Annotated in this window: 13 protein-coding genes; 2 read left to right on the top strand and 11 right to left on the bottom strand. The window is 57.8% G+C overall.

Annotated elements, in window-relative coordinates; translation table 11 throughout:
• Window positions 1–92: 92 nt before the first annotated feature.
• Window positions 93–3,479: a S41 family peptidase gene (locus KYK14_RS18665; protein WP_219160945.1), complete on the bottom strand. Its 3,387-nt coding sequence runs from the start codon at window positions 3,477–3,479 to the stop codon at window positions 93–95.
• A 137-nt stretch (window positions 3,480–3,616) separates the two neighbouring features.
• Here KYK14_RS18665 and KYK14_RS18660 point away from each other — a divergent pair, with 137 nt between their 5' ends.
• The gene (locus KYK14_RS18660; protein ID WP_219160943.1) at window positions 3,617–4,615 is read left to right on the top strand and encodes a phosphotransferase enzyme family protein; all 999 of its coding nucleotides are present in this window, start codon (window positions 3,617–3,619) and stop codon (window positions 4,613–4,615) included.
• A 79-nt stretch (window positions 4,616–4,694) separates the two neighbouring features.
• On the opposite strand, the gene KYK14_RS18655 is transcribed toward KYK14_RS18660, so the two are convergent.
• From KYK14_RS18655 to KYK14_RS18640, 4 genes are all read right to left on the bottom strand, one after another.
• Complete coding sequence (locus tag KYK14_RS18655; protein ID WP_219160941.1) at window positions 4,695–4,991, bottom strand: hypothetical protein; 297 nt, start codon at window positions 4,989–4,991, stop codon at window positions 4,695–4,697.
• Window positions 4,992–5,284: 293 nt separating this feature from the next.
• The gene (locus KYK14_RS18650) at window positions 5,285–6,682 is read right to left on the bottom strand and encodes a radical SAM protein (protein WP_219160940.1); all 1,398 of its coding nucleotides are present in this window, start codon (window positions 6,680–6,682) and stop codon (window positions 5,285–5,287) included.
• A 29-nt stretch (window positions 6,683–6,711) separates the two neighbouring features.
• Complete coding sequence (locus KYK14_RS18645) at window positions 6,712–7,257, bottom strand: YcxB family protein (RefSeq protein WP_219160938.1); 546 nt, start codon at window positions 7,255–7,257, stop codon at window positions 6,712–6,714.
• On the bottom strand, window positions 7,247–8,026 hold the full coding sequence (locus tag KYK14_RS18640) for a prolipoprotein diacylglyceryl transferase (RefSeq protein ID WP_219160936.1): 780 nt from the start codon (window positions 8,024–8,026) through the stop codon (window positions 7,247–7,249). The genes KYK14_RS18645 and KYK14_RS18640 overlap by 11 nt, the downstream gene beginning before the upstream one ends.
• Window positions 8,027–8,103: 77 nt before the next feature.
• On the opposite strand from KYK14_RS18640, the gene KYK14_RS18635 reads away from it, so the two are divergent.
• Window positions 8,104–8,844: a DUF92 domain-containing protein gene (locus tag KYK14_RS18635; protein WP_219160934.1), complete on the top strand. Its 741-nt coding sequence runs from the start codon at window positions 8,104–8,106 to the stop codon at window positions 8,842–8,844.
• A 48-nt stretch (window positions 8,845–8,892) separates the two neighbouring features.
• Here the strand turns inward: KYK14_RS18635 and KYK14_RS18630 are convergent, their stop codons facing one another.
• The 6 genes from KYK14_RS18630 to pseC form a co-directional block, all read right to left on the bottom strand.
• A complete protein-coding gene (locus KYK14_RS18630; protein ID WP_219160932.1) occupies window positions 8,893–10,485 on the bottom strand; it encodes an ArnT family glycosyltransferase in 1,593 nt (530 codons plus the stop codon).
• 65 nt (window positions 10,486–10,550) lie between these two features.
• Complete coding sequence (locus KYK14_RS18625) at window positions 10,551–11,837, bottom strand: glycosyltransferase family protein (protein ID WP_246601933.1); 1,287 nt, start codon at window positions 11,835–11,837, stop codon at window positions 10,551–10,553.
• A gap of 182 nt (window positions 11,838–12,019) precedes the next feature.
• Window positions 12,020–13,063, bottom strand: coding sequence for a pseudaminic acid synthase (gene pseI, locus KYK14_RS18620; protein WP_219160931.1), 1,044 nt, complete (start codon window positions 13,061–13,063; stop codon window positions 12,020–12,022).
• Window positions 13,064–13,141: 78 nt separating this feature from the next.
• Window positions 13,142–14,605, bottom strand: a complete 1,464-nt coding sequence (gene pseG / locus KYK14_RS18615; RefSeq protein ID WP_219160929.1) for a UDP-2,4-diacetamido-2,4,6-trideoxy-beta-L-altropyranose hydrolase — start codon at window positions 14,603–14,605, stop codon at window positions 13,142–13,144.
• Window positions 14,606–14,703: 98 nt separating this feature from the next.
• Window positions 14,704–15,441, bottom strand: a complete 738-nt coding sequence (locus KYK14_RS18610) for a cytidylyltransferase domain-containing protein (protein ID WP_219160927.1) — start codon at window positions 15,439–15,441, stop codon at window positions 14,704–14,706.
• A 28-nt stretch (window positions 15,442–15,469) separates the two neighbouring features.
• A complete protein-coding gene (gene pseC, locus KYK14_RS18605) occupies window positions 15,470–16,630 on the bottom strand; it encodes a UDP-4-amino-4,6-dideoxy-N-acetyl-beta-L-altrosamine transaminase (protein ID WP_219160947.1) in 1,161 nt (386 codons plus the stop codon).
• Window positions 16,631–16,725: the final 95 nt, after the last annotated feature.

The following is a 16,725-nucleotide window of genomic DNA, read 5'->3' as shown; positions in this document are numbered from 1 at the left end:
TCAGCACGAATCTCATGGCAACGACTCGTTCACACGTAAAAAGGTCCTTCGCAAGCTCAGGATGACAGGTGAAATGGCCCGGATGCTATTACCTACTGCCCACCTGTGCTGCCTGTTTTGCTACCCAACTGCTCCAACAGCTCCTTCACAGCGGTGTCTAACTGCACGTCGCGGCCGGTGTAGCTCTCGCCGATGGGACGCTTCACGGCTACGTCTACAGGACGCGGGTTCATTTCCATGATCTGGCCGTCGCGGGCGGCGCGGATGGTGGTGTTGGGGAGGCGCAGGCTGGAACCGTCGAGCAACGACACGTTGTAGGTGAAGAGGATCCAGCCGCCGGTGGGCTCGCCTACTACTTTGCCTAGCTTTAGGGCGCGGTAGCCTTCGCTAAAGTCCTCGGCATCAGACAATGAGTGCTGATTGGTGACCAGAATGGTAGGCCGCTCCACGGTGCGCTGACCCAGGGAGGCGCGGGCGGGCATGGGGCCATCCTGGTCGCGGCGCGTCATGGTGAGGTAGCTGCGGCGCGCGAGCACGTCGATGGCGTACACGTTCACGAAGCCGCCGTTGTTGTTGCGCACGTCTACCACCACGCCGTCGCGGCCCAGGTTTTCGGTGTCGAGGTCGAGGTAAAGCTGGGCCAGCGAGTTAGCCGACATATCGTACATGTGCACGTAGCCCAGCCGCCTGCCGCTGACTTTATCCACGTAAGCGCGGCGTTCCTCCACCCATTGCCGGTAAGCAAGACCCTTCTCGGTGTCGCGGCTGAGGGGGCGCACTACCACCTCGCGGGTAGCCCTAGCAGCTGGCGCAACGGTTGCTTTTTGCTTCTTGCCCCGCTTGGTTGTCACGGCCAGGGTAGGGGCCACGGTGCCCGCCAGGCGCAATGTTACGCGGCGGTTGACTTTGTATTGCAGCAGGTCTTCCAGATTGGTAGTAGGAGTAATCGGCACGCCATCAACGGCTTCTAGCACCTCGCCGGGGCGGATGCCGGCCAGAGCACCCGCACTGAGAGGTAGGACTTCTGTCACGCGCAGGCGGCCATGCTGCTCATACTCAGCCGCATCGAAGCGCAGACCCAGCCGGCCGGTGGAGGGAGCAATGCCCCCGCTGCCCGAGCTGCCAGGGTTCAGGCCCAGGTGCGAGGCATTTAGTTCGCCAATCATCAGATTGGTGAGGCGGCGGGCTTCATCAGGCGTTTCAGCGCCGGCAATGAGGGGGGCGTAGCGGGCGCGCTCGGCGGTCCAGTCCACGCCGTTGAACTTGGCATCGGCGAAGTGGTCGTGCAGATAGCTCCACGCCTGATCGAACACGGCCAGTTTCTCTTGGTCAAAATCTACCTCCATCTCGGCCGATACGGCCAGGGGCTGCGCTTTGCCTCCAGCCTCCACCGGCACCACCTGAATTTTACCTTGATCGAGGTAGTAGATTTTCTTGCTATCGGGCGAAAACTGCGCCTCGCGCTTGCTGCCCGTAGTGGACGTGAGTTGGCGGGCCACGCTGCCTTCCTTACCCAGTTCATCCAGCGAGTATAGGTAGAGGTTGGATTGGTTGGCTGCGTAGCCCGTGACCACCAGCCACTTACCATCGGGGCTGATGCGGTGGGCGCCTACGTTCAAGCCAATTGGGAGCAAACTCAAGCGCCGACGAATGTCAGTGAAATTGATATTGACGGGGCTTTTCAGCGGGCTAGCCTTGGCGTTGCCCTTGGTGCCCGTCGAGTCGAGGAGGGCGGTTGTGGCGGCCTTGTCTGGACCAGCGGGCGTCGCGGGCTTCAGGGTAGGGGCCGTATTCTTGTCGGCGGGGGTAGGCACGGAGGGGGCCGGGTCGCGGAACAGGTCGCGGAACTGGTCTTCGCGGAAGCGCGGGGTGCGCAGTTGCAGGTCGATGCGGGCAATCTGCGCGTCTTCGGTGCGCTGACCGGTATCAAACAGGATATACTTCCCATCGGGGCTCCACGATACGGCGGTACTGTTGGCATTCGCCACGAAGCTCACCGGCCGGGCCTCGCCGCCCGCCACCGGTACCACCGATACGTTGGTGAAGCGCCTACCCCGGTTCGGCATGAAGGCCAGCCACTTACCATCCGGCGACCAGGTAAAGGACCGGTCGGCGTGCAGGGGCGGCCGGTCGAAGCTGGCAGAGGCTACTACCTTTTCTTTCTTGGTTATCAAATCCAGCACGCGCAATTCCTTGGCGTCGTGCTCGTAGGCCAGCTGGCGACCATCGGGCGAGAGGCGCGGGGCGGCATCGTTGGAGGGGCCGTTGGTGAGGGCCGTTTCCTGGCCGGTCCCAATATCGTAGCGGTACACGTGCGCCGTGCCGTTTCGCTCGCCTACATACACCAATCCGCGGCTATCGGGCAGCCACGACACATCCGACTCGGCGCCGGGGGTAGTGGTGATGCGCACGGCCTCACCCCCTTCGGCCGCTGATGCGGCAAAGATTTCACCGTGAATGATAAACGCTACCTTTTTACCATCGGGCGAGAGGGCCAGCTCCTGCAAACGGTCCGTGAAGCGCTGGCGCTCCACCACGTTGCCCGCCGGCGCCCCCCGCCGCCGAATATTTACCTCGCGTACCTGCCCGTTGCGGGTGTCCATCGACCAGATTTTAAAGTCGCGCTCAAATACAATCAGTTGACCATCAGCGGAAATGGTCGGCCACAGCACCCGTCCGTCCTTGAAGCTGGTGACAGGGGTAGGGTTTTGGCCGTTGGCGTCCATCCGCCAGATGTTTTCGGCTCCATTTCGGTCTGATACAAAAAACAACTGCTGCCCGCCGGTTGCCCACATGGGCCACAGGTCCTTGGCGCTGCCGTGGGTTAGGGCCGTGTAGGTAGGGGTGCCGTTTTGCTCGCGCCGCAGCCAGATTTCGGCCTCGTCTAAGTGGCTGTGACCGTGGCGCCACCACTGACGGTCGGCCACGCCGCGGGCCGCAAAGGCCAGCGTTTGGCCATCGGGAGAGGGAGCCGCGAAAAACTCGTTAGCGTAATGATCGGCACTTACCGGCATGGGCGTGCCGCCAGTGAGGCGCACCCGGTAAATGTCATTCATGGAGGCAATGTCGTGGCTGGTGGACGAGAAGTAGAGCCACTTACCATCGGCAGTCCACGCGTCGAGCTGTTCTGGGGCGTCGTCGAACGTCAGGCGGCGGAGCGCGCCGGTTGCCAGCGTGAGCACGTACACGTCGCCGTTGCCGGTGCGGGTGGAGGTGAAGGCCAGCTGGGTGCCGTCGGGCGAGTAGAGCGGCCGTCCCTCGGTGGCTGGGTGGGCCACCAGCAGGTGGGCTTCGCCGCCCGCCACCGGCACCGTCCAGATGTCACCACCCGATACGAAGGCCAGTTCCCGGCGGTCCGGCGATACAGCCGGCTCAGCGTAAGCCGATTGCGCGGCCGGAGCTTGGGCCAGCAAGGGTAGGGTAGGAAGTAGGAAAACGGCCGCAGTCAGGCCCAAACGAGAACGTAGGTGTAGTGTCATAGGAGAGCAGCTAAGAAGGCAAACTACGCATCACCGACGCAAGTAAAAGGGGGAGGGCTGCTTTTTTTGCTGCGTGCCGACTATTGGTTGATCAGATACTGCATTTTTACGGCTGTATTTCGTGCAAATCACCGTCTATGAGCCTTTTCCCTACCCAGTATTCTACCCTGTCTGCCGCGGCCCTGCGCCCGTACATCGAGCAGGCGTATGGTTTCACGGGCCTGACGTGCCGGTACCTGCTGCGAGGCGTCAGTGACACGTACGTGCTGGAGGGCTCCGCCGCGAAATACATCCTGAAAATCTATCGTGAGGCGCACCGTTCCCTGAACGAGATTCGGGGAGAAGTGGCCTTGCTGACGTTGTTATGCGACAACGGAGCCCGTGTAGCCGCACCCCTGGCCGATGCAGCGGGGGAGTACGTGCAGCACTTTGCAGCGGCCGAGGGTTCCCGCCACGGCGTGCTGTTTGCCTACGCCGAAGGTAACAGCGTGTACGCCATGAGCGACGCGCAGCTACGCACGGTGGGCCGCGAAATGGCGCGTGTGCACAACTGCACGGCTGGCCTGCAATTGCCCTACCCGCGGCCCATCTACAATGTAGCCACTACGCTCACCGGGCCTTTGCAGGTGCTGGAACCATCGTTTCAAGCCTACCCCGAAGGCCTGACCTACCTCCGCGAACTGGCGGCTGCCGTGGAAAGAAAACTCGCCGAATTCGACCTCGGTGCCTTCGGCTACGGCTATTGCCAATACGATTTCCTACCCAAAAATTTTCACTTTGATGCCCAGGATGCCCTCACGTTTTTCGACTTTGACTTCGCCGGACAAGGCTATCTGGTGAATGACGTGATGAGCTTTTTCGTGCATTTCTTTCTGGACCGATACTATAAAGGGGTGCCACCTGCCGAAGCGGAGCGGGCGTTTGCGGTATTTCTGGCTGGCTACCGCGAGGTGCGCCCGCTCTCCGAGGCAGAGCTGGCGGCCATTCCCTACCTCGGCGTCATGTTCTGGATCTTCTACCTGGGTTTCGCCGCCGAAAACTTCGACGACTGGTCGAATTTCTTTTTCACGCCTCGATACATTCAAGAGCGCGTAGCCCTGATTAAACAGTGGGTGGAGTGGTACGGCGTGGCGTAGCACTGTGACCTGCGCCTCCACAGCTGCTATGTTGCACCTGTAGTCCCCTAGTGTGCCCTTGAGCTTACGCAGCCCTACCTTAAAGTACCATCGTAACGATGCCAGCGCACGCGCCAAACCCAATTAGCAGCACCAACAAGGCGCTCAGAAAATACGGTGCCGCGCTACCCTGCGCAGGCTGCACGAGATACCCAACCCCGATTAGAATATTGACTAACGCCTGTAGCACATACCCAAAGGCAAACAGGATCATATAAGCAGACTGCTCCGGAAACAGACCAGTTAGCACAGCCGCCACTGCGGCGGTTGCCAACAGTATCAGCAGGTTGTTGCGCAGAATATGACCGGGTTTGGGGGGAGTCCTCTCAGATTTCACGGCAAGTACCAATCAGCGGGTGTCGAGGTGAAAGTGACTGGCACAGTCGCTGAATCCCACAATAAATACAAGCAGGGCCGCAATTAGAAATGTGGCTACTTTTCGGCCGGAACCACCCTGTGTTATAATGAAGAGCGCACCTAAAAAATCCACAAATGCCAGACAAAAAAGCAGAGGGAAAACACCCTCCTGAGGTACCAGCATTTCCCGCCCAACGTGCAATAGCAACACTAGTCCCAAATTCAGCAATAGAATGCGGCCAACAGGACTTTTGGGCTTCTCGGGCTCGTTGTTCATAGCACCGGAATATCGCGCAGCACTTGCAGGCGTGCTAGTTTCTCCTCATCGCGGTAGAGCATGTTCATCGTCTCGAACGGAATGATTTTCAAATCCTTACTCACAATGTGCACGCAGGATTTCTTGATGGCGCGCACGTCGAAATTCCAGGCATCCATGAATTGCAGGATAATCACCCGGAAAAGGTTCTCATACTTCAGGTTAGGCGCCTGAATGGTAGGCAAACAGCACAACAGCTGGTTTAGCTCGGGCGTGATGGTATCCACCGTATTAGCCGTGCTGAACAGCTTGAGCAGGTGCTGACGCAGGCGCGGATCGTGCTCATACACAATGGTGTTGCCGCCGCTTTGCAGCAGCTCGGCGGGTTGCACGTAGCGTGTGAGCGGAAATACCTCGCCGCCGAGCTTCAGGGCGTAGCCCATCACCAGCGCGTCGGGGTTGCAGGGCACCGGCAGCAGATCTTCGGCCGTAAATAGGCTCTGGTCGATAATGCCCTGGCGGGTTTCGGTGAGCGTGAGGCGGTCGGTGGCGGGGGCAAAATTCTGGAGGCGGCCCGCTGCCTGGGTAGGCTGAAACGTGACGCCGCGCACGCACCGCTGCTGCAAGGCAAAATCGATGATTTCGCCCATTTCATCGTCGTTGAGTCCCTTTTGCAAGGTCACGACCAGGGTAGTGCTGAGGTTGTGGCGGTTCAGGTTTTCCAGGGCTTGCAGGCGCACCTCGCGCAGGTCGCGCCCGCGCATGGTTTCCAGCACCTCCTTCCGGAACGAGTCGAACTGCAAATACACCTCAAACGCCCCTTCGTAGGTGGCCAGCCGCTCCACAAAGGCGGGGTCTTTGGCCAGGCGCACGCCGTTTGTGTTCACCATCAGGTGCTTGATGGGCTTGCGCTTACACATATCCAGAATCTCCCAAAACTGCGGGTGCAGGGTAGGCTCGCCGCCCGAAATCTGCACCACGTCAGGCTCGCCTTCGTTCTCTACCAGCACATCTACCATGGCCTCCACCTCTTCCAGCGTGCGGTGCCGGCCGTGGGTAGGGCTGCTCTCGGCGTAGCAGGTAGGGCACGTCAGGTTGCAGCGGTCAGTAATCTCAATAACGGTGAGGCAACTGTGTTGCTCGTGGTCGGCGCAGAGGCCGCAGTCGTAGGGGCAACCGTAGTGGGTAGCGGTGTTGAAGCGGCGTGGCGTTTCGCTGGGCTTCACATAGTTGCGGATGCTCTTGTAGTACTCAATATCGGTGGCAATGAGCACCCGTTGCCGGCCGTGCTCCGGGCAGCGCTTGAGCATGTACACGCCGCCGTCTTCAAAAACAATCTTGGCCTCTACCCGGCGCAGGCAATGCGGGCACAGACTTAGGGTGAAGTCGTAATAGGTATAGGGGTGTTCTGGCATAGAGAAATTAATTATAGATTGAAAATAGGTTATTTCCAATGCCAATTTTTAGCGTTGCTATAAGGTATTTGAAATTTGTTAGATATACTGGTTAACTGTTTTTTTAATTCATATGGTTGATTTAGTGCACTTTTAGGTATAATTAATGAGTGTGCAATTGAAGTTTTTAAATAGAATGCGGTTGGTGCTTCAACTATTTCAGATAACTCAGATAAGCTCATGCGACCCTCTGAAAACCTATCTTTTGTTAATAACTCATCTTCTTTTATATTAATATAAATTTCTTCGTTAAACCGCGTTTTATAGTTTTCTTCTATAAAATTCTTGTAATGCTTTTTGTAGCGTTTGCGAGTATAATACGGAAAGAATAAGCCACTTATAATTGTAAAAAATAAAAAATAGTACATCAAGCCAAACATGTGTTGTTGATAGAATAGGACGGCTAAGAAAGTAAAAGCTAAAGTCGTAATCAGCCAACTCTTTTTCCTGTTTGTATTAATTCTACTTGATTGACTCGCTAAATAGAGCTGGTGATTTAGATAATCCTCTGAGTTTAAAGTGTATTTAATTTCCATGAATAATAAAGTTGTTACGTACTTTGTTTTGTTTGCTTGAGTAATACCACAACCAAATATAATATCCCAACCCCATCACACAAGCCCACTGAATGGCCGTAAGGCCCCAGCCACTCGGCGCGGGGGTAGGCTTGATGAACTCCACCAATAGCCGAAACACCAAATACCCGACCATAAACCACCGGAACCGCCAGCCATCTGGCAGCGGCTGGCGGCGTTCGGTGAGCCACAAAGCTGTGCCCAGTAGCAGGAGCCAGGTTATTTCGTAGAGATTGGTGGGGTGGCGCGCTACCCCGTCGCCGAAGTTGGTGCCCCAGGGGAGGGTAGTGGCCGTGCCGAAGGTACCATCTTCGAGCCCCGAGAAGTGGCAGCCAAGGCGGCCGATGCACATGGCCAGCAGGATGGGAAACACCATCAGGTCGCCGCTGGAAGCCGTGACGCCCAGGCGCTTTTTGGTGAGTTCTACGCCAACGAGGCCGCCGAGCAAGCCGCCCACAATGGTTTTGTTGGTGAGGTAGTAGGGCCAGCCGCCGGGCGGATGCAGCAGCAGTGCGGGGTGCTCCAGCAGCCCCAGCACCCGCGAGCCCAGCAGCGCCCCGGCCGCGCAGCCCACGAAAATCCAGAGGCGGTGCTCGTCGGAGATACGGTCATGGAAACGGGCGCGTAGATGCTGATAGAGCCGGTAGCCGATGGTATAGGCCAGCATTTCCAGCAGCAAGTGTACTGGCAGTATAACCGGGCCAAGCGCCAAACGAAGGGGGTAGGTCATGGAAGGTTACTTTTCGGCCTATTGGCTAATATTGCTGATTCTTCCCAAAATCCATTGCGCGGCAGCTCACGCGGCTTGTGCCTCCTACCCCCGTGATGATGCTGCTACGGCTTGGTATCGTTTTGTTCTTGCTTGGCGCGGGCATGCTTTACAGTGTGCGGGCCAGCAAGCTGACCCCCGGCGGTGCCCTCGCAGGCGGGCTGTTGGGCGCCCTCATTTACCTGGGCGGCGGCTTTGGCGGGTTGAGTATGCTGGCCGCGTTTTTCCTGCTGGGCTCTGCGGCTTCGGGCTGGCACCTAGCAGAAAAGCGCCGGCTGGGGCTAGCAGAAGAAAACAAAGGCCGGCGCACGGCGGGCCAGGTGGTTGCCAATGCTGGTGTGGCCGCTCTGGCCGGCTTGGGCGGCTGGCTGCTACCTGCCCAGGCTGCCCTATTTCAGCTGATGCTAGCAGGAAGCTTCGCCGCCGCTACTGCCGACACCCTGGCCTCAGAGCTAGGCAACGTCTACGGTAGGCGCTACTACAACGTCCTCACGCTACGGCCCGATACGCGCGGTCTGAACGGCGTAATTAGTCTGGAAGGCACGCTGTGCGGCGTGGCGGGTAGCGTCCTCATCGCGGGGTTGTATAGCCTGAGCGTCGGCTGGGGTAGGGAATTTAGCTGGCTGGTGCTGGCTGGCACTGTAGGCAACCTAACCGATTCGGTGCTAGGAGCTACTCTGGAACGGCAGCATCGCCTGAGCAACAATGCGGTTAACTTTTTGAATACGCTAGTGGGGGGACTGGTAGCGGGGTTGTGGTATTGGGCGGTTACTATTTGACTACAGAACCAAATAGTTCGGTAGCAAGAACATAATAGATTGACACTACTATTCCAGTATGCCAACTTCCCAAATCTTATTGCGGAATATTATACGCCGGGCAGTGGTGTCGGCAGACAACTCACTGCGGCGCATTAGGTAGCCATATGGTTGGTGAGGAGTGAGATGGGCGTCATTAAAAACATATTTGCCAAACCGAAATACCTCATACGAGCCATTAGAGATGGAATACTGTGCACGTTGTTGGAACTCACGGGGTGGGTATTGCGTGAAAAACAACGTGTACACGTAGTGCAAGCCTAAACTGCTGGTAATCCGAACTTGTGCTACCGGTAGCTGCTTTGCAGCGACAAAGGCTTGGTCTAACCCTTCGTGGAAGAGTGTCTGTATGCCGTTACTCCTGTAAGAAGTAAAGTAGTGACGCACTGCGAAGCCACTTTCTACTACTAGCCACATCACCACGAGCGTGCGCAGTAGCGGTTTAGAAACCCAAGTGTTCGTATGTTCAATAAGTTGGTCAACCAACCAAATCATCAGGACCAGTAGAGGTAGATAGAAGTGATTGAAACGTGTGACGTTCAATGTGAACAAAAACACCATGGGCAGAGCACCTAATGCCCAAGAAAGAAAGATGGTGATAACAACTTGATTGGGCTGAGCCATCCGGTGGCGTAGCTGACGAATAAGTCCGAATACGGCGGCTGCCATGCCAATTAGTCCCAAAGGCAGCGAAAAGAGAAGCAGCAATGGAAAGTTCGGCATCAAATTACACACGATACCATCCTGAAAGCCCGAATTGAGGAAGGTTCTGTTGGTATACAGTATATCCATTCGCTGCTCTGTATTAACCTGCGCTAGACGATTAGAGGGTGGAAGAGGCGTTGAAAAGAATAAAGAATCGGCCCATGTCATATTATGATTAAGCACATGATGCTCAACGACAAAAACCATGAAAGGAAAAGCAAATACTGCAAAAATTGCTATAGCCAGCAGCCAAGAACTGCGATTTTGCAAAAGTTGCGGCCAATAGCATCCGCCTAGCAATACCGCCATGATCGGCAATACAATAATGGTAGTGCCATATGCGTACAAGGCTAGTGCAAAGGGAAATAGACTTGGAATAATCCAGCGTCGTTTGTTTGTAATGAGGGCGCGCGATACTAAAACGCAGCCTAATAGCATGAAAAAAGGCACCAGATTGCTTTCCAGTGCCCACCGTGATAACATAAAGTGCCAGGGAACGACAGCCACTAAAAACATTCCTAGCAGTGCCGGATATCGTCCTAGTGGCCGTAGCCCCCAACCAAGCAACGGCAATGTTAGGATGCCTAAGCTAACTGGTATCAAACGAGTAGAGAAAATAGACAAGCCGAATATTTTCACTACTGGAATCATTAGATATGATAACAGTACATTTTGTCCGCTACCCCATGAAGGAAAGTAGACCGGTAATACATTGCCCCACCGATCCATGCCGGTTTCAGCTAAACAATATGCTTCATAAGCACTACTAGCCTCATCCTGGTGGAAACCCGGTGGAAGGTTTGGGTACTGAACTAACCGGAGTGCGGCTCCTAATAAGCAGATCAGAAAAAAAAAGAAAAGGTATAAACGGCGTTCGACAGCCAGAGAGGCAGCCAAAGATTTAAGTGAAAGGGGCATAGCAACTAGCGTGGCAAAAGATATACAGGCCTCAAAGTTTCGTTTTAAAATGCTTCTTTCAGCCACTCACGCAATAGGCGCACGGCGCGCTGCTGGCTGTGGCCTTCATCTATAGTGCCAAGGGTAGCATTGTAGTAGGCCGCGCGTTGGTAAAGGTCCAGCGGCTTGTGCTGTTGATACTGACGTAACAAGGTGCCTAATTCTTGCAATGAACGGGCGCGGGGCACTAGGCCGTGCGCTACGTAGCCGTAGTAATCGTCGGTGCCGGCGTGGGTGCCGAAGCGGTAATAGATGCTGGCTACGTTAAGTAGGGTAGCCTCCAGGTGGGTAGAGGTATCGGCGGCTACGAGGGCATCCTGCTGATGAAGGAATTCGAATACGCTTTCCTGGCGGGCATCGGAGAAGCGTAGGGTAGGGTGCTGCTGCCGAAGGAAGGTGAAGTCGCGCTGGTCGCCGGGGTGGGGGCGAAAGGTAAAAGCGAGGGTAGGGAACTCACGTAGTAAGAAGTCTATGGCCTCTGTAATGGCGGGCGTTTCGTCGAGTAGGTTGATGGCGATGCCCACGCGCTGTACGGTGGGCTGCTGGTTTTTTTGAGTGAGAAACACATCGGCTTTCGGCATCCCAACCAACTCCACCCGACCCTGTACGGGGCCACACTGGTGGTATTTGTCCAGCGCGTCCTGACCTTCCAGCAGACTTAGATCGAAGCCGAGGGGCGGAAAGCTGGCGCTCACGCTGGCGTGCTGCACGTAGGCCGTTGGCACGCCTTCGGCGCGGCAGGCCAGCAGCAAGGCGCGGGCGTCGTCGTTGTGGTCGTTGGCAAATACTACGGCGCGGGGCTGGTAATGGCGCAGTGCGCGGCAGTACACCTCATAGTAACCGATGGCGTTGAAAATCAAGTTGAAAAAACGCCACGCCAGCCGGCCTTCCGTTTTTCGCAAGCCAACTAACGCTCCTGGAAACTGCCCATAATAGAGCAGCTTGCGCCGCAACGAGAGTCGATTTACCTGCTGGTTGTAGCGGCCAATCTGTTTGCTTTGCCCGGCTACCAGCACAGCGTCGGGTAGGGCCTCGCGCAGAAAATGCAGGGCTTCGTAGTTATTCTGACTTACCACATAGAGCCACACCTTGCCGTGCAGTTCCTCCGCATTGCGGATGGGCCGGAAGACGTTGCCTACCAGTCGCAACGCCGCATAGCCCGCTACCTTCGCCAGTCGCTTCCACACGCTGCGCGGCGAAATACCTTCCAGCGTGCGCGCCGGCAGCCCGGCAAACAGCGGCGAAAAGCGCAGTTGCAGAATATTGCGCAGGCGGGTAGTAGGGGAGGCCATCGGGATGGAACGCGAAGTAAGATTGTCATGCTGAGCGCAGTCGGATTATCACGCCCTTGAGTAATCAGTTACTATCTGCCGAAGCGGTAGAGATGCTTCGACTGCGCTCAGCATGACGGTCTAGCGAAGCACGCGAGTTTTCTCCTCGCTGCTTGATGCGCAGAATGGTTGAAATGACGAATTTACAGCATCTCCCACGTGAGGGCGGTGCCGGCGGCTAAATTTTGCCGGGCGGGCTTGCCCAGGAGCTGGTCATAGTAGCGGGGGGGGAGGCCCAGGCCGGGGCGCACTACGCGCAAGTTGTCGGGGGTGAAGACCTCGCCGGCAGCAATGTCCTGGGCCACGTAGAGGGAGCGTTTGTAGAGACGCGATTTTTCCTCGGCGCGCTGCACGCCGTATTGAATCTGCCCCAAGGCCTGCCAAGCCCGCTCGGTTTCCGTCACCAAAGTCGCTACCTCCTCCGGTTCCAGCGAGAAGGCCGAGTCCACACCACCGTCGGCGCGGCGCAGGGTTACGTGTTTCTCTAGTACACTGGCACCCAAAGCTACGGCTGCTACAGCGGCGCCTACCCCAGCGGTGTGGTCGGAAAGGCCGATGGGTGAGGCTGGAAACAGCTGGGCCAAGTGCGGGATGGTGCGGAGGTTGGTATTGAGCGGTGTGGCAGGGTAGGTGCTGGTGCATTTCAGCAATACCAACTCCTGGCAGCCGGCGGCGCGTAGCACCTGCTCGGCCTCGGCTACCTCGGCCAGGGTGCTAGCACCGGTGCTCATAATAACGGGTTTGCCGGTAGCAGCCACCCGGCGTAGCAGGGGCCAGTCGGTATTCTCGAAGGAGGCAATCTTGTAAGCCGGTACATCGAGCGTTTCCAGGAAATCCACGGCCGACTCGTCAAACGGCGAGCTGAAAGCCAGCATGCCGTGCTGTTTGGCGCGCTCGAACAGCGGCTGGTGCCAGTCCCAGGGCGTGTAGGCCTCCTGGTATAGCTCGTGCAGCTCGCGGCCAAACCACAGGGAGTTGGGGTCGTCGATGCGGTAGGCGCCGGGCAGCGTCATGGTATCGGCGGTGTAGGTTTGCAGCTTGATGGCGTGCGCGCCGGCTGCGGCTACGGCATCTACTATCGTTAGGCCGCGCTCCAGGCTTTGGTTGTGGTTGCCGCTCAGCTCGGCAATAATAAACGGCGGTTGGTCGGGGCCAATGGCGCGGCCACCGATGGTGATGGTAGGCATGGGTAAGGAAGATGCAGGCGTCATTTCTCGCAGAGGTTCGCGGAGGTAGGCGCAGAGGTTCGCAGTGCGCGAAAATCGTTAAGCCACCCACGCAAAGGTAACAGATTCGCCCGCCGACTGCTGCGCAAATCCCGCTCGCTCAAAGGCCCGCACCGAGGCCACATTGGCTGCCAGCACCTGGCCTTCTACCCGCCGCACTTCCGGAAACTGCTGGAGCAGTGCCCGCACGCCAGCTACTAGCAACCCCGCTGCCAGCCCCCGGCCGCGGTGCGTGGCCGCCAGCAGATAGCTCAGTAGGGCCGTATCGTCTTCCACTATAAACCGAATCAGGCCAGCCGACTCGTGGGTAGTTTCGTCTTCGGCCAGCAGCAGGAGCGTGTCTTCGTCCTGAAGGCGGTTGGCGAACCACCGCTCGTGGTCTTCGCGGGTGATGGGGGTAGGGATGAAGGAATACTGGCGCACGGCTGGTTCATTGGCCCAGGCCAATAGCTGGTCCGAATCGGCGTCGACTACGGGGCGCAAGTGCAAGGGCAGCGTAGGAAGCAGCAGGGCCGCAAACTCCTGCCGCAGCCGTTGGGGTGCCAAACCATCGAAGTGCTGGTGCTGGGCCTCGCGCAGCTGTTCGGCAATGCGGTTGGCTTCGGGCGAAGTCAGGACGTTGCCCACACTGAGGTAGGGTAGGGCCAACCCTGCGCCGCGCAAATACCGGTCGAGGTCGTGCTGATTGGTGGCAGTAGGTAGCAGAAATAGCAGGCCACCGCCAGCGGCGCAATATTCGTAGCTGATGGTGCTGGGCGAGCAGATGGCCGTGCCGCACTGACGCATCAGGTCGCGTAGGGCGGGGGCGGGCAGGTTGCGGTGCAGCAACAGGCGCGGCTGGTCGTCGGCCCACTGTTGCAGGCTTTCCCATTGGTCGTAGGCGCTGCCTACCACGGCGTGCACCTGGCGCACGGTGGGTAGCAACAGCAGTCGAGTGGCGGCGCGCTGGGTTTGGTGGGTAGGGTCTGCGCCGCCTAGGCAGAGCAGCACCGTGCCCGTATCGGCCGCTGCAGGGGGTAGGGCGGCCGCCTCCCGGAAAGCGGCGCGCAACGGCGCGTAGGCTGGTCCGGCCAGCAAGCGGGCGGCGGTCTGGCGCAGCTCATACTCGGCCTCCGTGACGCCCCCAGCCGGGTTCAGCACCAGGTCGGCCATTGAAGGAAACGTGTGCAGATCATCCAAGCATACCAATTTCTGCACAGCCGAGCGCACGGCCTGTTGGTAGGTCAACTCAAAATCATAGCCATCGAGCACCAGCACATCGGTGGAGCGCAGGGCGTACTGGCGCAGCCAGGCCGGTTCGCCGCCAGCGGGCATAGGGGGCATTTCCACTACTTCGTCGCAGGTAGCCAGAAGCAAGTCGCGTACGGCCGCGTCGGGCTCCTGTATCACAAATACGCTGTGAAACCGGTCGCGTAGAATTTCGGCCAGGGCCAATAAGCGCATCACGTGGCCCAAGCCAATGCGCGGATTGCCATCGGCGCGAAGTAGGAGACGAGGTTTCAAGTAAGAAGGAAGAATTAAGAATGAAAGATAGGAGGCGTTTAGACTGTCATGCTTCGACTCCGCCCAGCATGACGGGATGAGCTGATGTTTTCGCTCAATTACACCTTTTTCTGCTCCACATGCGCGTTTATGGCCACCAGATCGGGGTGCTCATCCAATAACTGAATTAGCGCGTCTACGTCGAGCTGGTCGGCGCCGTATTGCTCAATCAGTGCCTTAATCAACTCGAAATCCTCGGCTGTGTCTACCGTGAGGCGGTAGCGGCTGCGGTCGGGCACGCGGCTAGAATGACGGAAGTGCACCTGCCCTGAGCGGTTTTGGTGAATATAAGGCGTCACGTGTTCCCGGTCGCTGGGGAGGGTAGCCCGCTGGAAAGCTTCTTCCAGCAGCTGCCGCGAGAAGATTTCAAAGTCGAAGCCCCGTGGGTAGGTGCGGCGCAGCACGTTGGAGAGGTAGAGGTAGGGATTGGCCAGGCGCACGTACTCGCGCATGCACGAGGCCAGCAGCGGCCCATCAATGAGCGGACAATCAGAAGTGACGCGCACGATAACGTCGAGGCCATGCTCCTGTGCGCATTGGTGGTAGCGGCCCAGCACGTCGTGCTCGTCGCCGCGTGTGCAGGGAATGTTATTTGCCGCCGCAAAATCTGCCAGCCGATCATCCTCCCAGTTGGTAGTGGTAGCCAGGTACAGCGGCAATCCGCTTTGGCGTAGGCGCTGCACGTGGTAGTGCAGCAGCGGCTGTCCCGCAATAGGTTGCAGCACCTTGCCGGGTAGGCGCGTGCTGGTCATGCGGGCCTGGGAGATGATACCGATGTTAGGAGTTGCGAGAGTCATAGGCAAAAAACATCGTTTCTACGGAAAATTATCCCGCCACAAACTCCCGCACGCAGTCGATAACGTACTGCTGCTGCTCGTCGGTGAGGGTAGGAAACATGGGCAGGCTGAGGCAGCGGGCGTAGTAGGCTTCGGCGTGGGGGAAGTCGCCGGGCTGCCACCCCAGGCCGCGGTAGTAGGGCATAAGATGCACCGGAATGTAGTGAACCTGCGCAAAAATCTGCCGCTCGCGCAGGTAGTCGTACAAGCCCTTGCGGTCTTCTACCTCAATAATATATAAGTGGTAGGCATGACCGGCGCGGCCAGGTGCTACCGTTTGCACGCCTTCTATCTTGCTAAACGCAGCATCATAACAAGCTGCCAATGCCCGACGGCGGGCCAGACCAGCATCAGCGCGGTGGAGCTGGCTAAGGCCCAGAGTAGCCAGCATGTCGGGTAGGCGGTAGTTGAAACCCAGCGTCTGCATCTCGTAGTACCAGCCGCCGTCGTTCTGCTCTAGCAGGTCGGTATCTTTGGTGATGCCGTGGGTGCGCAATAGCAACAGATTGTCGTAGAGCGCTTTGTCATTGGTGGTGATGAGGCCGCCCTCGCCCATGGCAATGTGCTTCACGGGGTGAAATGAGAAAATGGCCACGTCAGCAAACTGCCCGTTGCCGCAGCGCTGCTCCCTACCCTGACTATCGACAAAGAACCCACCCGGCGAATGCGCCGCATCCTCTAAAAGCCACAGCCCAAACTCGTCGCAGAGCTGGCGCGCTTTTTCCAAGTTGACGGCCAAACCCGCAAAATCCACCGGAATCAGGCCGTGGAAATGGCCTTTGGGATGAGCTTCGAGCAGCCGGCGTACGGCCGCTAAGTCAATCAGCGCCGTTTCTGGGTCGATGTCGGCGAAATACACTTCGCCGCCGCAGTAGCGCACGCAGTTGGCCGAAGCCGCAAATGTAATGGGCGTCGTAATCACGCGCTGGCCCGGCTGCACGTCTAGCGCCAGCGCCGCCAAATGCAAGGCCGCTGTGCCGTTGCTGACGGCCACGGCGTAACGCACCCCAATGTACTCGGCAAAGGCCTGCTCAAACTCCGCCACCTTCGGCCCCTGCGTGAGGTAGTCGGAGCGCAGCGTTTCCGTCACCGCCCGGATGTCTTCGTCGGTGATGTGCTGGCGGCCGTAGGGGATGGGAGGGGTAGGCATGGGAGTGACTGGGTGATAGAGTGACTGAGCGGCTAAGTAATAGAACGGCAAGTAGTTGATGTTGCGTTTGTCATCCTGAGCTTGCGAAGGACCTT

The sequence above is a fragment of the Hymenobacter profundi genome, assembly GCF_019334315.1.
Lineage (GTDB): Bacteria > Bacteroidota > Bacteroidia > Cytophagales > Hymenobacteraceae > Hymenobacter > Hymenobacter profundi.
This window is presented reverse-complemented; position numbering and strand designations above follow the sequence as displayed.